The 18,743-nt window shown below is 39.7% G+C and carries 15 protein-coding genes; 5 read left to right on the top strand and 10 right to left on the bottom strand.

The genetic code is table 11. From position 1 onward, the window contains the following. Positions 1-108 precede the first annotated feature (108 nt). The gene (locus H5161_RS03120) at positions 109-489 is read right to left on the bottom strand and encodes a hypothetical protein (protein WP_182711983.1); all 381 of its coding nucleotides are present in this window, start codon (positions 487-489) and stop codon (positions 109-111) included. A gap of 143 nt (positions 490-632) precedes the next feature. Next, positions 633-935 carry a hypothetical protein gene (locus H5161_RS03115; protein ID WP_182768659.1) on the bottom strand — a complete coding sequence of 101 codons (303 nt, stop codon included), beginning with the start codon at positions 933-935 and terminating at the stop codon, positions 633-635. A gap of 277 nt (positions 936-1,212) precedes the next feature. On the opposite strand from H5161_RS03115, the gene H5161_RS03110 reads away from it, so the two are divergent. Beyond that, positions 1,213-2,145: a ChaN family lipoprotein gene (locus H5161_RS03110; RefSeq protein WP_182768658.1), complete on the top strand. Its 933-nt coding sequence runs from the start codon at positions 1,213-1,215 to the stop codon at positions 2,143-2,145. 48 nt (positions 2,146-2,193) lie between these two features. On the opposite strand, the gene azu is transcribed toward H5161_RS03110, so the two are convergent. Genes azu through H5161_RS03085 form a run of 5 tightly spaced genes read right to left on the bottom strand, consistent with a single transcriptional unit; the run spans position 2,194 to position 6,023 of the window. Next, entirely contained in the window at positions 2,194-2,643 is a 450-nt protein-coding gene (azu, locus tag H5161_RS03105; RefSeq protein ID WP_182736540.1) for an azurin, read from the bottom strand. Then, positions 2,640-3,383, bottom strand: a complete 744-nt coding sequence (locus tag H5161_RS03100; protein ID WP_182768657.1) for a HugZ family protein — start codon at positions 3,381-3,383, stop codon at positions 2,640-2,642. Before H5161_RS03100 ends, azu begins: the two co-directional genes overlap by 4 nt. Next, positions 3,380-4,168, bottom strand: coding sequence for a heme ABC transporter ATP-binding protein (locus tag H5161_RS03095; RefSeq protein ID WP_182768656.1), 789 nt, complete (start codon positions 4,166-4,168; stop codon positions 3,380-3,382). The genes H5161_RS03100 and H5161_RS03095 overlap by 4 nt, the downstream gene beginning before the upstream one ends. Beyond that, positions 4,165-5,217 carry an iron ABC transporter permease gene (locus H5161_RS03090; protein WP_182748257.1) on the bottom strand — a complete coding sequence of 351 codons (1,053 nt, stop codon included), beginning with the start codon at positions 5,215-5,217 and terminating at the stop codon, positions 4,165-4,167. Before H5161_RS03090 ends, H5161_RS03095 begins: the two co-directional genes overlap by 4 nt. Beyond that, positions 5,214-6,023, bottom strand: coding sequence for a hemin ABC transporter substrate-binding protein (locus H5161_RS03085; protein ID WP_182748256.1), 810 nt, complete (start codon positions 6,021-6,023; stop codon positions 5,214-5,216). Before H5161_RS03085 ends, H5161_RS03090 begins: the two co-directional genes overlap by 4 nt. A gap of 139 nt (positions 6,024-6,162) precedes the next feature. Between H5161_RS03085 and H5161_RS03080 the strand changes: the two genes are divergently transcribed. After that, positions 6,163-8,244, top strand: coding sequence for a TonB-dependent hemoglobin/transferrin/lactoferrin family receptor (locus H5161_RS03080; RefSeq protein WP_182768655.1), 2,082 nt, complete (start codon positions 6,163-6,165; stop codon positions 8,242-8,244). 179 nt (positions 8,245-8,423) lie between these two features. Here the strand turns inward: H5161_RS03080 and H5161_RS03075 are convergent, their stop codons facing one another. Further along, positions 8,424-9,104: a hypothetical protein gene (locus H5161_RS03075; protein WP_024596038.1), complete on the bottom strand. Its 681-nt coding sequence runs from the start codon at positions 9,102-9,104 to the stop codon at positions 8,424-8,426. 106 nt (positions 9,105-9,210) lie between these two features. Between H5161_RS03075 and H5161_RS03070 the strand changes: the two genes are divergently transcribed. Then, positions 9,211-10,086, top strand: a complete 876-nt coding sequence (locus H5161_RS03070; RefSeq protein ID WP_182768654.1) for a LysR family transcriptional regulator — start codon at positions 9,211-9,213, stop codon at positions 10,084-10,086. Between the two features lie 263 nt (positions 10,087-10,349). Here H5161_RS03070 and H5161_RS03065 read toward each other — a convergent pair whose 3' ends face one another. Next, a complete protein-coding gene (locus H5161_RS03065; protein WP_182768653.1) occupies positions 10,350-14,372 on the bottom strand; it encodes a rhombosortase-dependent M36 family metallopeptidase in 4,023 nt (1,340 codons plus the stop codon). Between the two features lie 149 nt (positions 14,373-14,521). Between H5161_RS03065 and H5161_RS03060 the strand changes: the two genes are divergently transcribed. After that, positions 14,522-15,046 carry a hypothetical protein gene (locus H5161_RS03060; protein ID WP_182724999.1) on the top strand — a complete coding sequence of 175 codons (525 nt, stop codon included), beginning with the start codon at positions 14,522-14,524 and terminating at the stop codon, positions 15,044-15,046. Here H5161_RS03060 and H5161_RS03055 read toward each other — a convergent pair. Further along, the gene (locus H5161_RS03055; RefSeq protein WP_182768743.1) at positions 15,043-16,560 is read right to left on the bottom strand and encodes a sensor domain-containing diguanylate cyclase; all 1,518 of its coding nucleotides are present in this window, start codon (positions 16,558-16,560) and stop codon (positions 15,043-15,045) included. The two genes, H5161_RS03060 and H5161_RS03055, sit on opposite strands and share 4 nt — an antisense overlap. A gap of 370 nt (positions 16,561-16,930) precedes the next feature. On the opposite strand from H5161_RS03055, the gene H5161_RS03050 reads away from it, so the two are divergent. Beyond that, complete coding sequence (locus H5161_RS03050; protein ID WP_182768652.1) at positions 16,931-18,742, top strand: glycoside hydrolase family 3 protein; 1,812 nt, start codon at positions 16,931-16,933, stop codon at positions 18,740-18,742. Position 18,743 lies beyond the last annotated feature (1 nt).

The following is an 18,743-nucleotide window of genomic DNA, read 5'->3' as shown; positions in this document are numbered from 1 at the left end:
AGCTTGTGCAGCATGTTTTGCCCTGAGTTGAAAATATTATCAACCTCCAGAAAAGCACTACCAATCGAACTGTGTCCTAGTGAATTTATGAACGACATAACACATATGTCAGGAACTTTTTCTCTTATCCACAAACAGGCTATATGTCAGTACCGCTGAGATTAAAAAACAAAATATTACGCTTAATGTAAATAATATAAAGTTTTCATTTTTTGATATAGCTCCTCCTTTAAGGAGTATTTCACCGCTATTAAGTGCATCTATTCCTATATAGATCATCAACGGAATTACAAAAAATGCATTGCTGAGCTTAATAAGTAAGTCCTTTGATGAAAGACTTACTAATTGAGAAGCATCATGCTCTTCCTCTTCTCTATTTAATAGTTCGGCTTTTAATAGCTCAAAGCGTTCAGGGTACAAAGCCCTATCAATAGACGTGATAGCTTCTTGCAATTCAGTAATAGAATATTCTGAATAATTTGGTTCCATCTATAAAACCTTCTCCAGGGCCTAGCGCTTACATAAGCGGAATAATATAGTTGACTAAAATGGTTTTAGGAACAAAAAACAGCCAACTATAATTTCATTTGATATTTACGTTAGGTTTTTTCAGTTAAATGTATATAAAACAATTATATATAGATAATTGGCCAAAGTAATAATATGGAAGCTACTAGTTTAAAGTGTCCATTTTTATATGAATGTGCATGTGCTGAAAACCAACTTAATAAAGCTCCAATTACACATAAAATCTGAAGAATGTTACCAAACCAGTGTTCATTAAGAAAACTCATAAAACTGATGTTTTGACTTGCAAATATAAATAACAAAAGAGCTGAGGTACCAAATAAGAGACAGCTTCTTGATTCTGAAAATTTTAGTAAGAATAGGCTAAAACCATCTTCCATGTTTTCACTAAAAATTGGATGCTTCATAGAACTCCATTTAACATCGAACGATTTTATAGGCCTCGAATCGAGCATACTTCTGCCGATGTCACGCTCATTTTATACTTTACACAGTTTTAACAAATTACCTAAGATATTGCTATCAAAAGCTATTTAATATCTACAAGCAAAGTTAAGGCATATAAATGCGCATTTCGCTCATTTCCTTGATTATGTAAGTAAGCAGCAGTTTGGCTGGCTTAATAGGTATTACAAGTATATGATATTGATAATTATTTGCATTAAAAGGTTTTGAAAGGTGTGTATGAAAAAGTCTATGTTAACTCTGGCGTTAGTTACGGGTTTGAGTGGTTGTAGCACAACAACTGTGCCGCCTGATAAAAGCTCATCGCTTTATTACACTGCGCTTTATAATGCACAAGCAAAGCCTGTTAGCTCTGTATTATTAGAGCCCAAGCTATTAAATGCCGATGTGGTTTTAGTAGGTGAATGGCATACGCACCCGGGTGTGCATTTATTTCAGGCTGAGTTATTTGAGCAATTAAGTAGAGTCAATAAACGCACTGCCCTGTCGCTTGAACAATTTAGCCGCGCCGATCAGCTTACTTTAAACCAGTATGTTAAAGGTGAAATTGGTGAGCAATACTTAATTGACAACACCCAAGCGTGGCCTAATTACAAAAGTGATTACCGTGCGTTGGTAGAGCTGGCTAAAGCGAACAATAGCGATGTAATCGCTGCAAATGCGCCAAAAAATATAGTCACCTGTATTGGCAGGCAAGGCATAAGTTACCTAAATAAACTTGATGAAACACAGCAGAGCTTCATTGCAGCCGCTATTGATACATCCCCCAGTGATTATAAACAACGTTTTATGGCGTCAATGCACCACGGCTCACCGAGTCAAAACGAAAACTATTTTGCAGCACAAGTTACATGGGATGAAACTATGGGGGAGTCTATTGTTAACTATGTAACAGCGCATAAAAATACGCAGGTAATGCATATTTCGGGCGATTTTCATGTAAAAAATGGCGAAGGTATAGCGCGTGTTATTAAGCGTTTAGCGCCAGAGTTAAATGTTGTTTGGATATCGCCGGTAACAAGCGTGCAAGCTAATCAAACAGGGTATCAGTTGCAGGTTAATCCTTTGCCACCCCGTTATGTACAAAAAGAACATCAACAAGCGGCTTTTAAAGCTTTAGCCAAACGAGGCGAGCAAACGCATTGCCAATAATAAAATAGGGTGTATTACACAGTGTTAGTGCAATACACCCTTTGATATTTATTTAAGCGTAAATGTGCCTTTCATCATGGCGTAATGCCCAGGAAAAGAGCAAAAATACGTGTAGTTAGTCCCTGCTGTTAAGGCGCTAGTATTAAAAGTAACTTGCGCTGATTTGCCACCGCCAATAATGTCGGTAGCGGCAAGTACGCGAGTATCGTTAGGCTTTAAGTAGTGGTTACTAAGCCCTGCTGCGTTGCCATCGGTTATTATAGCTTGCATGTTTTTCTCGCTAGCAAGCACCCAGTTATGGCCCATAACATTGGCGGGTAATTTACCTACATGGCTAAGCTTTACAGTTACTTTTTTACAGCTTTTAGGAGCGCTTAGCGTTTTAGTTGAAAACTGCATCATGTCGTTTGCATCAAGGCTAAGTGTGCATTCGTCTGCATGTGCTGCATTGACACTAAGTAGTAGTGCAGTACTTAGTAAAGCAATTAATTTTTTCATACTGTTTCCTCTGTATTAGCTAAGTTGTTGCGTGCTTGATTGGTTAACGTAACCAGCGCTTTACGTACCTCTAACGGGCTGTTGCACTGGGTTTTAAAATTAATAAAGTAATTACGCTTTTGGCTTTGTATATAAAAACCAGCGGGTAATAGGCCGCTCATTATTGGGGTGTTATCGGCTACGCCGTAGTGCTGCATTAATATGAGCGACATAGCATCTTGGTGATCTTCATTCATATGGTTAATCATGCTTTGCTGTTGGCTTTCGTCCCAGTTTTTTGCCTCATCCTGCCATTCGTTTTGTTCAAGCCAAAATATTTTGCCAAAGCCGCCAATGTAACGCACACGCACTACGTCTAATTGCCATAATTGAAAGTCGTGCGCGTTGCGATAGCTAGCGGCTTCGGGGTATAGGGCAATATAGTTATTAAGTAAAGTGTGTGCTTGCTCACTTGGCACAATAGAGCCATCGCCTACAAGTGTTACGCGGCCGTGCTCGTTTTGATCGCCGTAGTCGGCGGCATCAAACACAGTTAGGCTCATACGAGAGTCGTGCTTTAGATTTTTAGTGTGCTGGGCTATATCGCTAATAAAAAAGTAAACACGGCCTTGTTCGTCGCACATATAGGGGGTTACTGAGCCAAACGGGTAACCGCGTAAATTAATAGAAATGGTCGACATGACACCAGCATTGGTTTTGTAAACCAATGTGCGTGCATCGTTTAACGCTTGCTCTCTCATAAAAACTCCTGACGTTGAGAAAAAACCATGGGTGCATCGTTATAAGGATGAGGGTTTACGTGCAGTTTCATGGCGTACATTTGTTGTAAGTTTTGTTCAGTTAATACGGTGTTTATAGGCCCACTTTGCAGCACTTTTTTGTTGTGCAGTAAAATAGCATCGGTTGCATAAAGGCTGGCTAAATTTAGGTCGTGTATTGCAATAATGGCGCTGTTACCCTGCCCTACAAACGCTTTAACGCAGCTGAGCAAAGCATGTTGATGGCGCATATCAAGTGCTGATGTAGGTTCGTCGAGCAGCATTAGTTTTGGCTCGGCCGATTGTGTAAAAGCGTTTAGCTGCGCTAAAGTACGAGCCATATGTACGCGTTGTTGCTCCCCGCCCGAAAGCGCACTTACGCGGCGATTTAAATACTGGTTTAAATCCATAATAGCGGCGTATTTATGTACTTTTTCACTTTGCATTTTTAATGACTCTACATATGGATAGCGGCCCATTGCAATAAGCTCAAATACAGTAAAATCAAACCCTACGTGGTTAGCTTGCATCATAACTGCGCGCTGTGTGGCAAGGCGCTTTTTAGCATGAGCAGCCAGCGGCTTAGCATTAAAAAGTACACTGCCTGTAAAGGAATGCATACCTGCTAAGGTATGCAGCAAGGTAGATTTACCTGCGCCATTTTCACCAAGTAGTGCTACAAGTTGCCCTTGTTTAGCGCTGCCATTAATAGCGTTTAAAATGCTGTGATTATCAAAGCCAACGCTTAGGTTGTTAAACGTGATCATGACCAACCTCGCTTATTTTTCACTATTAAATAAATAAACAATGGCGCACCCAATAATGCAGTAATAATGCCAATGGGTAGCTCTGATGGCATGATCACAATGCGTGCTAGCCAGTCAGAAAGTAGCAATACCACTACGCCAATTAGCATACAAAGCGGCAGCATATTACGTAAATGCGGCCCCACCATTAATCGGGCAATATGCGGGACTACTAAACCAACAAACCCTATTAAGCCGGTAAGTGCCACAACCGCCCCTACTCCTAGTGCAACAAGTATAATTACATATAGTTTGAGCTTGTTGGTGTCTACCCCTAGGTACTGAGCTTGTGACTCGCCAATAAGGAGTAAGTTCATGGGCTCTTTTAACCGCCACAGGCCAATTAGGCTGATAAACAGTAACGGCGCAGCTTGAATAATCGTGCTCCAGCTTGCTCCGCCTAATGAGCCCATGGTCCAGTAATTTATTAATCGTAGCGCGCTATCGTCGGCAAAAAAGCTCAGTAGCCCAATAACCGCAAATGCTAACGCGTTAATAGCCACCCCCACTAATATAAGTGTGGTGATATTAATTTGCCCTTGCTGCTTGGCAATAAAATATACCAGCGAGGTAACACCAAGCGCCCCTAAAAACGACGCATAAGGTAAATACAACTGCGCGTTAAAATTAAACTGCGCGCTAAGTGCTATAAACGCCACAGCAACCATAGCCGCACCCGCACTAATGCCAATAATAGATGGATCGGCCAATGGGTTGCGGCACAGCGCTTGCGTTGACGCGCCTGTTTGGGCAAGCACCAACCCTACAAGCACTGCAAGCACAAAGCGTGGCAAACGTATTTGCATTACGACATTTATTTGCAGCGCATCAAACTGATTAAAGCGCTCGGGTGCAAGCCAAGCAATGGCTAAACGCCAATCCCACCCTGCTGGCCCATACCCTATGCTAAGTAGCGCCAAAGCAAAAATACACACAGAGGCTAATAGCATCCATTTATGGGTTTGGCTAAGTGTTACAGGGTTAAAACGGCTCAATGTTAGGGTGTTCATAAGTGGGCTTTGTACTCGTTAAGCTCATTAATTCCTGTGGCAATACGTGGCGACATGCCAAGCGAAAGTAGGCTATCCATTACAAGTAAGTTACAGGTTTGCGCCGCTTTTAATAAGTGTAGTGTAGGTTGCTCACAAAAAGCCTGCTTACCGCCAAGGCTGTGTACAACATGGGCTGGGGCTACTAAAAAGTCGGGCTGATTTATAGCAAGTACTTCGGTGTTAATTGCTTTAAAGCCTGAATGCGTAGCGCCTATATTGGTAATGCCTGCATAGCTAAATAATAAATTAGGGACGGTTTCTTGCCCGGCTGCAATAAGCCCGCGCTCATTAGCTGAGAGTAAAAATAGCGCGCTGTGTGTTTGCGCTTTTGCTTTTTCAGGTAACGATTTTGTAATGTGTGTAATAAGTGTTTGTGCTTTTTGCTTGGCGTTTAAGTCGGTACCAAGGCGTTTTATAAGCTCAAGTAGCTCGTTAACTGAGGTCGGCTTTTTATAATGAATTAGCTTAACCCCTGTTGCCTCAATTTGCTTAAGTGCTTGGCTTCGCCCTGCGCCTTCAAGCGCTAACAAGGTGGTTGGACGCATTGAAAGTACGCCTTCTGCAGCTAAATCGCGATAATAGCCCACTTGCGGTAATTGCGTGGCTTGGTGCGGGTACATGCTCGATTGATCAACAGCTACAAGGGTATTTTGTTTGCCTAGCGCATAAATTATTTCAGTAAGGGTGCCGCCAGCGCTAATAACGCGCTCTTGTGCAAGTGCAGATTGGGCCATTAAAGCAAACAATATAAATAGGTATTTCATTACACACTCCGGTTTTATTTTTTGGCTATTATAACCAGTTAAATCTAAATGAAAATGATTATCATAATTAATTGATCTTAATTTGACTTAGTTGTAACATCTCCGCCATAAATAATAACTATTATCATTTGGAGTTAAAATGAATCCCTCTGCGTTTAGATTTACTGCTATAGCAACCTTACTACTTGGCTCGGGCACTGCCATTGCCGAAAACATAATTGACGATCATATTGTTGTAAGTGGCTCGCGCTTTGAGCAAAAGCTTAAAGATGTTACAGGCTCAGTTACTGTTATTACCGAGCAAGACATAGAGCGTCAGCTAGCTGTAGATTTACAAACCATGTTTAAGTACGACCCAAGCATTGCAACGACAGGCAGTGGCGCAGGCGCGCAAACACTTACAGTACGTGGTGTTGGTGGTAACCGGGTTGTATTTATAAAAGATGGCCGACGCACCAACGATGGTTATGCAGGTGGAGGGGGCTATTTAGTTGGCCGTAATTATTTTGACGTAGCAGGTGTAAAACAAGTAGAAGTAGCCAAAGGTGCTGCATCGTCATTATATGGCTCTGATGCACTTGGTGGCATTGTGGTTATAACCACTAAAGATCCTAGTGATTATTTAAAAAATAACAGCAGCTTTGTAAAAATGGCGCTTGGGTATCAAGGTCAAAGTAATCAAGTAGCCGCCGATATTACTGCTGCAAAAGACTTAGGCGACTTTGCAGTAAGCGCCGTGTATAGCCACCGCGACAGCGAAGAAGTACAAAACTATGACGAAAACTTACCCGGTTATGATGCTAAGTCGGATGCTTTATTAGTTAAATTTGAGCAACAGCTTGATGAAAAACGCACACTCAAATACACCCTTGATTACTTTAATCAAACAATTGAGCAAGAAATAACTCCCGCCATTCAAGAAACCGAAGAAGACGACACGAGTTGGTCACTGGCGCTAGATTACCATTCTGAGGTAGCAACAGCCGCGTTCGATAAGTGGTATGGGCAAGTGTCTTATAGTAGTTACGAGCAGCAAAGCGATCAAATTAGTGGCGCAAGCACCTACACCGATTATAAAGACTATCGCTTTGAGCAAAATATTTTAGGTTTAAAAGCGATATTTAATAAAGAGCTTAAAGGAGAAACCACCGATCACGAAGTGGTATACGGAGTTGATATCGACTTATACGACACCACTCGCCCACGTTTAAAAACACGTGTTTTAGCTGATGGCACGGTTGATTTTACAGACCAAAAACAAAAAGCATTCCCGGGGGCTGACACCTCTTTAATTGGCGCTTATGTACAAGACAGTATTTCGTTTAAAAACAGTGCCTGGTCGGTTATTGCAGGCGTGCGATATGATTACTACATCCTAGAAGCTAAAAGTGATGAGCTTTACGCTGATGCGCAGCTTGATGATATTACCGAATCTGCTTTCTCGCCTAAGCTAGGTGTTATATACCAAGTGGATGATAACTTATCGTGGTACGGGCAATACGTACGAGGCTTTAAAATACCACCACACGACCAAGCCTATCAAAGCCACGGCGTTGAGCCGTTTTATCAAATATTACCAAACGCCGATTTAGACCCAGAAAGCAGTGACTCGTTTGAGCTTGGACTAAGATACGCCAGCAGCGATATTAGCGTAAACTTAAGTGCTTTTTATGCAGCATTCGATGATTTTATTGAAACCGCCGTAGTGGGTGTTGAGCCAACGTACATTCCTGGCGTAAACAAAACGCTGTATCAATATCAAAATATTAGCGAAACACAAATAAGCGGTGTAGAAGCCGGAATTGCCATGTATGTCGCTGAAAATATACTACTTGAGGCAAACGTAGCTTACGTTGATGGTGAAAATAAAGAAACCGATCAGCCACTTACCAGCATTAGCCCGTTAAATGGCTCAATATTGTTAAGTACAGAGCTGGGTAATATTAACTGGACCGCTGCGTTGCGTTTAGCTAAATCGCAATCGGATGTAGTACTTGATGCAAACGATGATAAAACTACGCAAGGGCATGGTTACGGGGTTGTTGATTTATACGCAAACTACGAATGGCAAGCGTGGCAGCTAAATGTAGGTGTACTTAACTTGCTCGATAAAGAATATGTACCTTTTGAGTTGATTGCAGGTCAATCGCAAAGTGTTGATTTTAGCCAATACACCCAACCTGGGCGTAACTTTTCAGCAAGGGTAAGCTATCAGTTTTAATTAGGGCTAAACAAATGGCAGTAAACGCTGCATGGGTATGCAGCGTTTGCCTGCCACATATTTACTCAAGTCAAATTACTTAATGGTGAGTATATTCAGGTACACCTCTACATACTTAATGCCCATTAACACTTTATATAAACAGCACTTTTAAAGCTAAAATCGCCGTTATTTATAAATTAATTAATCGCAAAATCTTTTGTTTCTAAATAGCTGGGGGCGTTTTTAAAGCACGCCGTTAGCTTACTTGCAAGCGTTGTATTTATTGCGCTGTCGCACTCTAATTCCCCGTTATACTTCCCCTTAATAAGCGACACTAAGCTTAACGAGTCATAGCTTGGTTTACTTTGTATTTTATGAATTACCACCCCCTGCCCTGCTGATACCTTTATTAAATCAAACTCTGCTTTTACGGGTTGTGTAATAGCGAGTTTTTTTACATATAACGGGTTTTTAAAAGTCAGCTTTGTCGAAAACAGGGCCGTACCTCCGCGTTCAAAATGACCATTAAACACAGTGGTATTTAAAATGGGTGTCTTCTTATTTATTAATAAGTTTAGGTTAAACTTACTTGGTAAAATAGTGATCTGGCTTTGCTCGTTTGCTGCTTTTCTTAAAGCATCTTTGATTATTTTTAAGTGGGTATCACTTGTAGTTACTTCATACACTATTTGGTAGTCGTGGGGAGTGGCATATAAAGGCATGTGACTGGCAAGCACTTTATCGTTTGCTAATATAAGCGCCATGCCATGAAGCCCTACATAGCTGTGGCTCTTATGCGTATTTTGTGAATTGTGTAGGGGAGTGTTTGCTAAAACTGTTGTTGAAAACAAAATAAAAAATAACAGTATGTGTTTCATGTTTATGCTCCAAATTAATATAGCGCTACTATAAGCTGATTTTTATGTATAAATAATCGATAATAAGTTGTTAGTTGTTTCCTTTTAATCAATACGGTTTGGCGCTATGCATTTAGATGACATTGAAAAAGTAATTCATATGGCGGGTTCGCAAAATCTGCATACAACCGCTAAGCACTTTAATATTACCCCTGGTGCGCTGTCTAAAACGCTAAAAAAGGTTGAGGCAAACTTAGCCACGGAGCTTTTTAACCGCGTAGGTAAAACCTTAGTACTTAATGATAAAGGCAAAGAATTTGTTAAGCACAGTAGCGATTTAGTTCATAATTACCAGCAGCTTACTAGCCGTTTTAAAAGCGATAGTCATAAATTTAATGCGGTTATTGCAGGCCCTGCCATTTTACTCAAAAGTGGCGTTAAAAAGCTGCTTACACCTCTTAGCAACCTGCCTTGCTCGGTGCGTATTAATAATATATTTGAAGATGAAGCCATAAGCCAAGTTGCATCAGGTTCGGCGCATATTGCGCTAGTTACTCGCGAGGCATTAAACAACAGCTCACATACTAATTTAGTGGCGGTTGACGTATTTAATACTGAGTTTAGTGTAGCTGCGTCTCCTTCACATCAGCTAGTACAAAAAGGCTTTTTAACACTCAATAAAAACCAATTACTACAGTTGTCTTTTGCATGCCCGTTGTTTTCACCACTGTGCGGCCTTGAACAAGGTATTGGCTCCGACGGTTGGCAAGATGAAATAGCCCCGCGCAATATTGTATTTAGATGTAGCGATTACAGTGCATTAATAGAGGTGATACAAAGTGGCTTGGCGTTGGCATATTTACCAAATTTCGTGATTGATGATTTAGGGCTTAAAAAATTAACTGTAAAGGGGGTTAACAGTCGCTACAGAGAAGACATAGTAATGATTTACAAACCATCAAAAGCTGATGGCTGGCTTAATAAACTCATGCACTCTTTGTAGAGAATTTATCAATTTAAGTTCAATGTAAAGTATTACTTAGCTAAGCAGTGGTTAGCTAATATCAGCAACAATGCACTGATTACGGCCATGTTCTTTTGCATGGTAAAGCGCTTTGTCAGCACATTTGTAAACTAGGTCTATGTCGTTACTGTGCTCAGGACTAAAAACATCAAACTAAGTGTATAAAAAAGGCCAGATGCAAACGCTACTGGCCTTTCATTAAAACCGTCATGTATTTAGAGATGACGGGATGTTATTTAAACTTATTTACTTACGTTTTTACGGCGTCTATTAAACCATACTAATGGAGTAAGTAATAAAGCTATAAAGCCAAAACTACCACCACCGCTAGATTTTGATTCAGTTACAGGCACTGTTGCTACCGCTTCATTTTTTACCATTACAGTACTTTGTTGAGTCACAGTTGTTACACCATCACTTACGGCAACTTCAAAAACAAGCTCTTCATCTGCAGTAATAGCTGCAGGTGTGAAGCTTAAAGTTTCAGTGTCAGTACCAGTGAGCGTAGCAGCACTACCGCTAACCTGAGTCCAAGCATAAGTTAGTGTTTGACCATTGCGATCTGTAGCTGTTGCTGTAATTGTTCCTGTAGCAGATTCAGTAATTTCCGCCGATGCACTTTCGACTAAAACAAGTGGGGCTGCGTTATCACATGCTAGTGAATCACCCGCTACAAGCTCTGAAAATACAGGAGATAAAACGTTAGACATAGTTAGGTTATCAATCCACCAACCTAAATCATCAACTGCGCCATCTGATGAGATTCTAAAGCGCACTTTTACTAAGTTGCCGTTTAGAGCATCACCAAAGTTGATAGTTTCATAATTACCATACGCGCCACTATCTTGTACGTTATTACCTGTAAAAGTTTCACGTTCTTGAAGTTCTTGCGAATCATTTTCGATTAGAACAGCGTCATAGCCAACATCAAATGTGCCGCCAATTTCAGTAGCATCAACCCAGTCACCGCCATTAACACTAACTTCTACAACACCACCATCCCAGTTTTGCTCAATACTATAGAAATGCCAAAATGAGATTTCAAAGTCGCCTGAGTAACCAACTTCGAATGACTTACTCTCTACTGCTACATCTGATTGGAAACCATTATTTACAAGGCGCATTGCCTGTGTGCCTAGCCCAAACCCACCTTGTTCAAAGAAGGCAATATTACTACTATTATCCATTACCTGAGTGCCAACAGCTAAGTCACCGCCAAACATTACGTTTTCTTTTAAATCTAATAGTGATGAACTTGCTACTTCCATATCATCTGAAACTACAGCTCCAACAGGCATTTCTGACTTAAAGCCCATATTTACTTCAAACGTAAGTGTTTGATCAAGTGCTTCAACGATATCATCGTCCGTTTCAATTTCAGGGAATGTGACTTCAATTTCTAGTGTTTCAGCTGTACCCGCTTCGTTCAAAGTAACTTTAATATCGTTACTAGTTATTGCTTCGTACGGTTGAACTTCACCAAAAGTAAGTAAACCATCATTTTCAAATGTTACATCATGATCGCTTATAACAGTCAGTTGTGCTGTTGTACCACTAAGTACTTCACTACCACGGTTAGTAATTGTTACGCTAACCGTACTCGTTTCGCCTTTATCTAAAATATTGTCGTTAGTACAAAAACCAAGCTCTGTACCATTGTACATGTTGTTTAAGTCAGCACTTGCAAATGCATAGCTAGAAAGCTGTGTTTTATCTGATTCAACCACACCAGTAAGGTCATTACTGAAACGATCTGGCGATACTGCGCCAAGACCCATACCACGTTTAGCAAATGCACCTACCATTAATTTGTAATCAGCAGGGTCTACTGCATAGGCAGCAGCTAAAATAGCATCACGTGCTTCAGTGTAGGTTGGTGCAATAGGTGTTAATTTGTAACCTGCAACTAAGTAATCTGCCATTCGAGTTTGTGCTTCATTAAAGCCATGCTCGTTAATAAGCGCTACATAGTTTTCCCATAATACAGTTGCCCAAATTTCGCCGGCAGCATGAGGAGAAGCCACGCTTGTTGGTGATATACCAATATCAGCACCAGCATTTTCAGTAATATGGCGGAACGACAATGCATTTACATCTGTATCAGTTGAATAAGGAAGACGACGAATACCGAAGTAGAAGTCTTCTACAAATGTGCCGCTACCATATGCTTTTTGGAACTTATCGTTACCTGTAATATTTATATCGCTTTCTTTAGCGATAAACATTAATGAGTGGAAATCGCCCCAGCCTTCGCCCATTGCGCGGCCTTGGAAGTTAATAAGGCCTGATGAATTACCGACTAAGCGGTTACTAATGTAGTGACCCCATTCATGAGCAATAATACCATTATCAAACGTACCATCTTTTAATGTTGCTTTGGTAAACATGTCTACAGTAACAACTTCACCAGCATCAATTAGGTCATACATTGCATGACCATCAGCGTAATTTAAACCCATATTTGGAATGGTTACAGTATCGTCTTCACCGCCCATTGGTGCCGGTTCTGCCGTATCTGGGTCATTATTAACAACGATAGTTGCTATTGCACCTGCATCTTGTGCATTTTTTACTTTAATCGTAAAAGCACATGAGCCACGATCTACAATTGCAATTTTCCCTGCTAGTTCAGCAGCATTTATAGCAGGCTCACAACCATCATTAATACTTGTTGAATCTACTGTATTTCCATCATCTAAACGAACAACTTCTGCAGCCACATCACTGAATTGGTATTTACCAAAGCCAGATTCTTTTGTTGAAGCTAAAAGGCCTAAAGAGTCATGTGAAGTTACTGTAATACCAAAATCTACACCAACAGTGGCATCTTTACTGTTGTACAAGTACATTTGCATACGTGGGCTAGCACCATCAGCTGGTGTAGACATATTTGCATTATTACGACCTGAGTTATCTTGAGCCTGTGCTTCAATCGGGTCGCCTTCTATGCCGCCACGACCAAAGTTAGATACCTGCGCTACATTTGATGTTTCATCAAAACCATGATCATAGAAAAAATCATGTAAAAAGTTATTCATATAAAACAAGTTAACAATAGCTGCTTTACGGTTTGCGTAGCTATTTGCAACTTCATCTACTTGATAAGGGTAGTCAAATGTGAAGTCTGCTGTTGTTTCAGCAGTAAAGTCACCTTCACTAAAGTCTTGAGGTGCAACCACATCGGCGTATGCGAATACGTTATTACCCGAAGTTGTCGTTGCATCATCAGCTAACCATGGGTCCATTGTGCTTAGTTTGCTGTAGTAAGATAGAGATACCATTGGCGCGTCTAAAATCTCAGTCTCGTCTACTTGTCCTGGGCCATCTGCAGGAATTACGTCACCGTGCGGACTTTCCATTGGGTAGCCATCTTGGTTTGCGTAAACACGGTAATTAAAGTCAGCTGCATGAGATTTCAAATCTTTCGCAAAATATACTTTGCTGTTATTTGAATCTACTACGTAGCTAAAGTAGTCACTTTCTAAAGAGCCAACTTCTGCTACTTCTACTTCAATGTAGTAAGCTGATTTAAGCTCGCCTGCAACTTCAAAAAACACTTCTTTTGCACGTGGTGTACCTAAAACAATCTTAGAATCATCTAATGATTTAGCCTCATATTTTGCATATCCACCTTCGTTACCAATTTTACGAAGTGAGACATCAATATTTGCTAATTCACTAAATGCTTTTCTTATGCTTTGCTCAGAGCTTACAAAACCAGTTAACGCAGCAAGTTTATTTTTAGATGACGACGTATCAGCAAAATAACCCGAGCTTGCTACTAAGTTGTACTCTTTATCCATTAACAAGTTGTATTCGCGGTTAAAAACTTCAACACCGTTTACTTGTTGTTTGTATTTTGCACTAATAGAACCGCGTTTTTGCTCTGATAAATCAACCATAACAGCAGAAGATGCTGTTGCTTTACGATTACTAATACCTGTTAAAGTTTCAATATAAAAGTCAGCAGCATATTGATTACGGTTATCAGCTGCGATTAAAGCCATGTCAGGCTTACGCTGACCTATTGCTTGCCATAAAAATGTTGCTTTACCCATTTGTGCATCGTAAATAGATTTTTGACCCGACACAGTGGCGCGTTCGGCTAAGGTTTTCTGCTGAACGGCAGCTAAAGAAGCGCCCTGAGTAACTGAATTTGTTGCACTTACATCATAAAATCGAGTTTGTTCAGCGGCCGTTAGTTCACCTGCTGCTAATGTAGATGTTACAACCATGGCAATAGTTGTTAATTTGAATTGAGACATGTATCCACCTGTTTGTATTTATTATGTTTAAATACTTAATGTTTTTAAATTGATTGTTTTATGTAAACATCTAGTTAAGTTGTTAATATACAGACTTGAATAAGGCTGAATAGCTTTAAATTTAAAGAAAAGTAAACAAAGGTAAACGAATGCAAAAAATAATTTTTACAAGTGCAGTGCCAATAATCGCAGCTTTATTACTATCTGCATGTAATAACAGTGAAAAAACAGAGGTTAACAACTCTCAGGTACAACCTAAAACAGCAGAGATCATTATAAAAGAACCATCTAAGAACCAGAAAAGTGACACTATTTTCCCTAAAAAAGAAAGTAGTCAAGGTGTTGTTAAAAATGCATCTAAAAGCATAAATTCATCTGGTGATAAACTTATCTTTAACTCTGAGCAGTTATTTAAAGGCGACGTTATTTATAATCAGAACTTAAAACAAAAAGGTGTAGTAACAGGTACTCTTACCATTACACTAAATACCGATTCTGTGCCTGATGAGTTAAAAAATAATTATGAATTAGTCAAGTCAACAGCTCACAATTACACATTACTTGTTGAAAAGGATGTTGATATTGCAGGATTGTCTAGTGCTCTAAACAGCTATAGATCAGTGAGCAATGTAGAAATTGCAATTAACTATTCACCTATCGAAACACACTTTTAATCAGCAACAATGCACTGATTACGGCCATGTTCTTTTGCATGGTAAAGTGCTTTGTCAGCACACTTGTAAACTTGGTCTATGTCGTTACTGTGCTCAGGCCAAGTTGCAATCCCAATAGAAATTGTTATAAAGCCGATAGTTTCCATATTTGTAGACTCAACAGTTTTACGTAGTCGCTCTGCTATTTTGAGCGCACTTTGGCTGTTTTCATTAGGCAAGACAAGTACAAATTCTTCACCTCCTATACGTGCTACGATATCGTCTTTTCGAGATAATTTTTTGATAATATCAGTAAGCGATTTAAGAGCTTCATCTCCTTTATCATGGCCAAAGGTATCGTTAACTCGCTTAAAGAAATCGATGTCTATCTCTAAAATAGCAAATGGAGTTTGCTTAAACATCAACTGGTTTAATAAACCGTTTAAACTCCTACGGTTATGAGTATCAGTTAGGGGATCTGTTTGCGCATCATGACGAAGCTGACCTATCTGCATTTGCAAAGTATTAACTCCATTGAGCATTGCAATTTTTAGTCTTTGGCTTTCAAAGTACCAAGATTTAACACTTTTTAGCTCTTCAATACTTGTTGGATCGTCAAGTGTATTTGCTTTGTCTGCTAGTTGTTTTAAAGGTCTAGAAATTAAGTGAGCAAAAAAACCGATTAAAAGAAACGTAATAACAGCCATCGGTAATGTACGTTTTATTACTTCAGTTATGAGTAAATCAAGTGACGAAAGCGTTGCTCTTACAGGGCGCTGAGCGACAATTACCCATTTTGCTTTAGGCACAGAGGAAAAGCCTGCTAGCATTTCTATCTCTTGGCTATTTTTAACAATAGAAGTACCGCTTTGGCCTGTAATCATATTATTAGTGATGGAATTATTTGTGACGACTGTCCCTATTAGTGCCTGATCTGGGTGATAGAGAATTCGCCTACTGGCGTCGACCACATAAATATATGTTCCACCCTCATAATAATGCTGCTCTAATAAGCTATTTAAAATATTACGCTCCTTTAGATAAAGAGAGCCACCAATATAACCAAGGTAATCTCCACTTTTATCAAACAAAGGATGAGAAATAAAAACAATAAAGTTCCCAGCAGCCGACATATAAGGCGCGCTGATTAATGGTCTTTTTTCTTGTAGCGCTTGTACAGCGCCAGGTGAGTGGATTGATTCACCAATAAGTTGCGGAAATTTAGGAGAGGTTGCGACAACAACACTATGCTTATTAATTACAACCGAGTTAAAGCTATTCGTTTGTAAGTGTAAGCGGGTCGCTTCTTGGTTTAATAAATCTTCATCATCAACTCTTTGCTCTATTTTTTTAGCTGAATAGGCCAGTTGTTGCATTGCGGATTCTAAAAAATTATCTGTTGCGGATGCCAGTTTATTGGCATAAGCATAGTTACTTTTTAGCGTGTAAGCTGTTAACTGCTCTTTTTGTACTTGGTAGGTAGAATAAAAGCTACTTACTAAAGTACTAATAGAAGCCGTAATCGCTAAAAGCAAAATAAGAAATCGAAGATTTAAGGCCGTTAATAATTTTTTTCGCAAACGTATGCCATCCTAAGTACAGGTATTCAGTACCCGAACCTATAATTGTATATAAAGCCCGCAATTATACCCTCTTGAAAATTTATTATCTAATATTAACAAAGCCACAAAAAATATAACTAAATATAACTTTTCGCTAGTTGCAAGATTATGAATTTTCTTTAACTTTTACAATACGTTATTGGTTCCTCTGCAAAAAATCCTTCTTTTGCAGTTACCTCAAAAAGTAGTTAAGCTGCTTACACTTATCTACTTTTTAGCTTTGGAGTGTGTTTTGCTAAATAAGTGTATTGTATCGTCTATCGTTTTTTTATCTGGGTGCTTAATGCCATTACAATCCTCGCTTGCTAAACCCGTGCTTTCTCTTGAACAACAACTTGGGCAAAAGCTAATACTCGACTTTCGTTACTTCTGCCAGCAAGGAGTAAGTAATAAATGCCGAACTCCAATGACCGAGTTACCTAATGAACTCGCTACCGCTATTGCAAAATACGATATTGGTGGGGTAATTTTATTTTCTGAAAACACTCAATCGATAGAGCAAACAATTGCGCTTAATAGCCAATTGCAAACAGCTGCAAGTAAATCCAGTAGTAAGCTGCCGCTATTTATATCAATAGATCAAGAAGGCGGACGTGTAGCGCGTTTACCACGCGATGTTGCCACCTCATTTACCGGTAATATGTCGATTGGCGCAACCTACAAAAAACACGGTACAAGCTTTGCGACAAAAACAGCAACAGTAATAGCTAAAGAGCTAAATTCGCTGGGTATAAATGTAAACTACGCGCCCACGGTTGATGTAAACATGAACCCCGATAACCCAGTTATTAACGTACGCTCGTTTGGTGAAAAGCCAGCATTAGTGAGTAAATTTGGCGCCGCACAGGTTGCAGGATTTGAAAGCAATGGCGTGATTACCTCGTTAAAGCACTTTCCGGGTCACGGCGATACAAACGTAGATAGCCATACAGGCTTGCCTAAAGTAAACCATGCAAAAGAAGTTATTTACGAGCAAGACCTAGCACCGTTTAAACACATTATCGCCAAGCAAAACCCAGGTATGATAATGACGGCGCATATTCAATACCCAGCGCTTGATAGCACAACGTTTATAAGTGTTAATGGCAAAACTATGATAAAACCGGCAACAATGTCGCGCGCAATCATTACTGATATTTTACGTGGCGAGCTTAATTACCAAGGAGTTGTAGTAACTGATGCGCTTGATATGGCTGGTATTAGTAACTTCTTCACACCAACTCAAGCGGTAATAAATACATTTGCCGCTGGAGCTGACATTGCCCTAATGCCTATTGAAATTAGAACACCAGATGATTTAAATAAACTCGATGATCTTATTAAAGATCTTGTTGCAGCGGTTAAATCAAACCAACTTGATGAGCAAGAAATAGCACAATCGGCACAGCGTATTATTACACTTAAAAATAAATTTAGATTAAGCACTAATTTTGACCCTATTACCGCGCTCATAAATGCAAAGCAAACAATTGGCAGTGCAGCACATCGCGAAATAGAAGCGCAGCTTGCTGTAGAGGCAATAACGCAGGTTAAAAATAATAACAGTACTTTGCCGCTTAATTTAAAAGCAGGAAGTAATATTCATATTATTATGCCCGACACGCGTAAATGTATGGCAATGCAGCAAGCAATTGAAGCTATCAGCCAGCAAAAACTTAACTATAGTTGTAGTAGTTTACAAGGGTTTAATCCGGCACAAGCTAAAATACAAATACACGCTGCTGATGTAGTTATCGCCGGTAATGCAACACCTAATCAAAGTGCGGTCGAAATTGGCGGTATGGATGATTTAAAAGATGATTCAAATTTTGTACTTAATAATGCGGAGCAGCCAAAAGCACTTGAGTCATTATTAAAAGTGGCAAAAGAAGAAAACAAAAGCACTGTATTTATAAGCCTAAGAGCACCTTACGACATTGCTAAATTTGGCGATTATGCAAATGCTGTACTTGCATCGTATGCATATAATATTGATGTAGATAAAAACGATATTGTATCTGGTCCTGCTTTTACCGCACTTGCAAAAGTGTTACTAGGAGAAGCACCGACTAACGGCGTATTACCTGTCACAATAAAACCGCAAAAGGCGCACTAAT

Source organism: Pseudoalteromonas sp. SG43-5, assembly GCF_014164345.1.
GTDB lineage: Bacteria > Pseudomonadota > Gammaproteobacteria > Enterobacterales > Alteromonadaceae > Pseudoalteromonas > Pseudoalteromonas distincta.
Note: the sequence above shows the minus strand (reverse complement) of the source record. Positions and strands in the feature narration are given on the sequence as shown.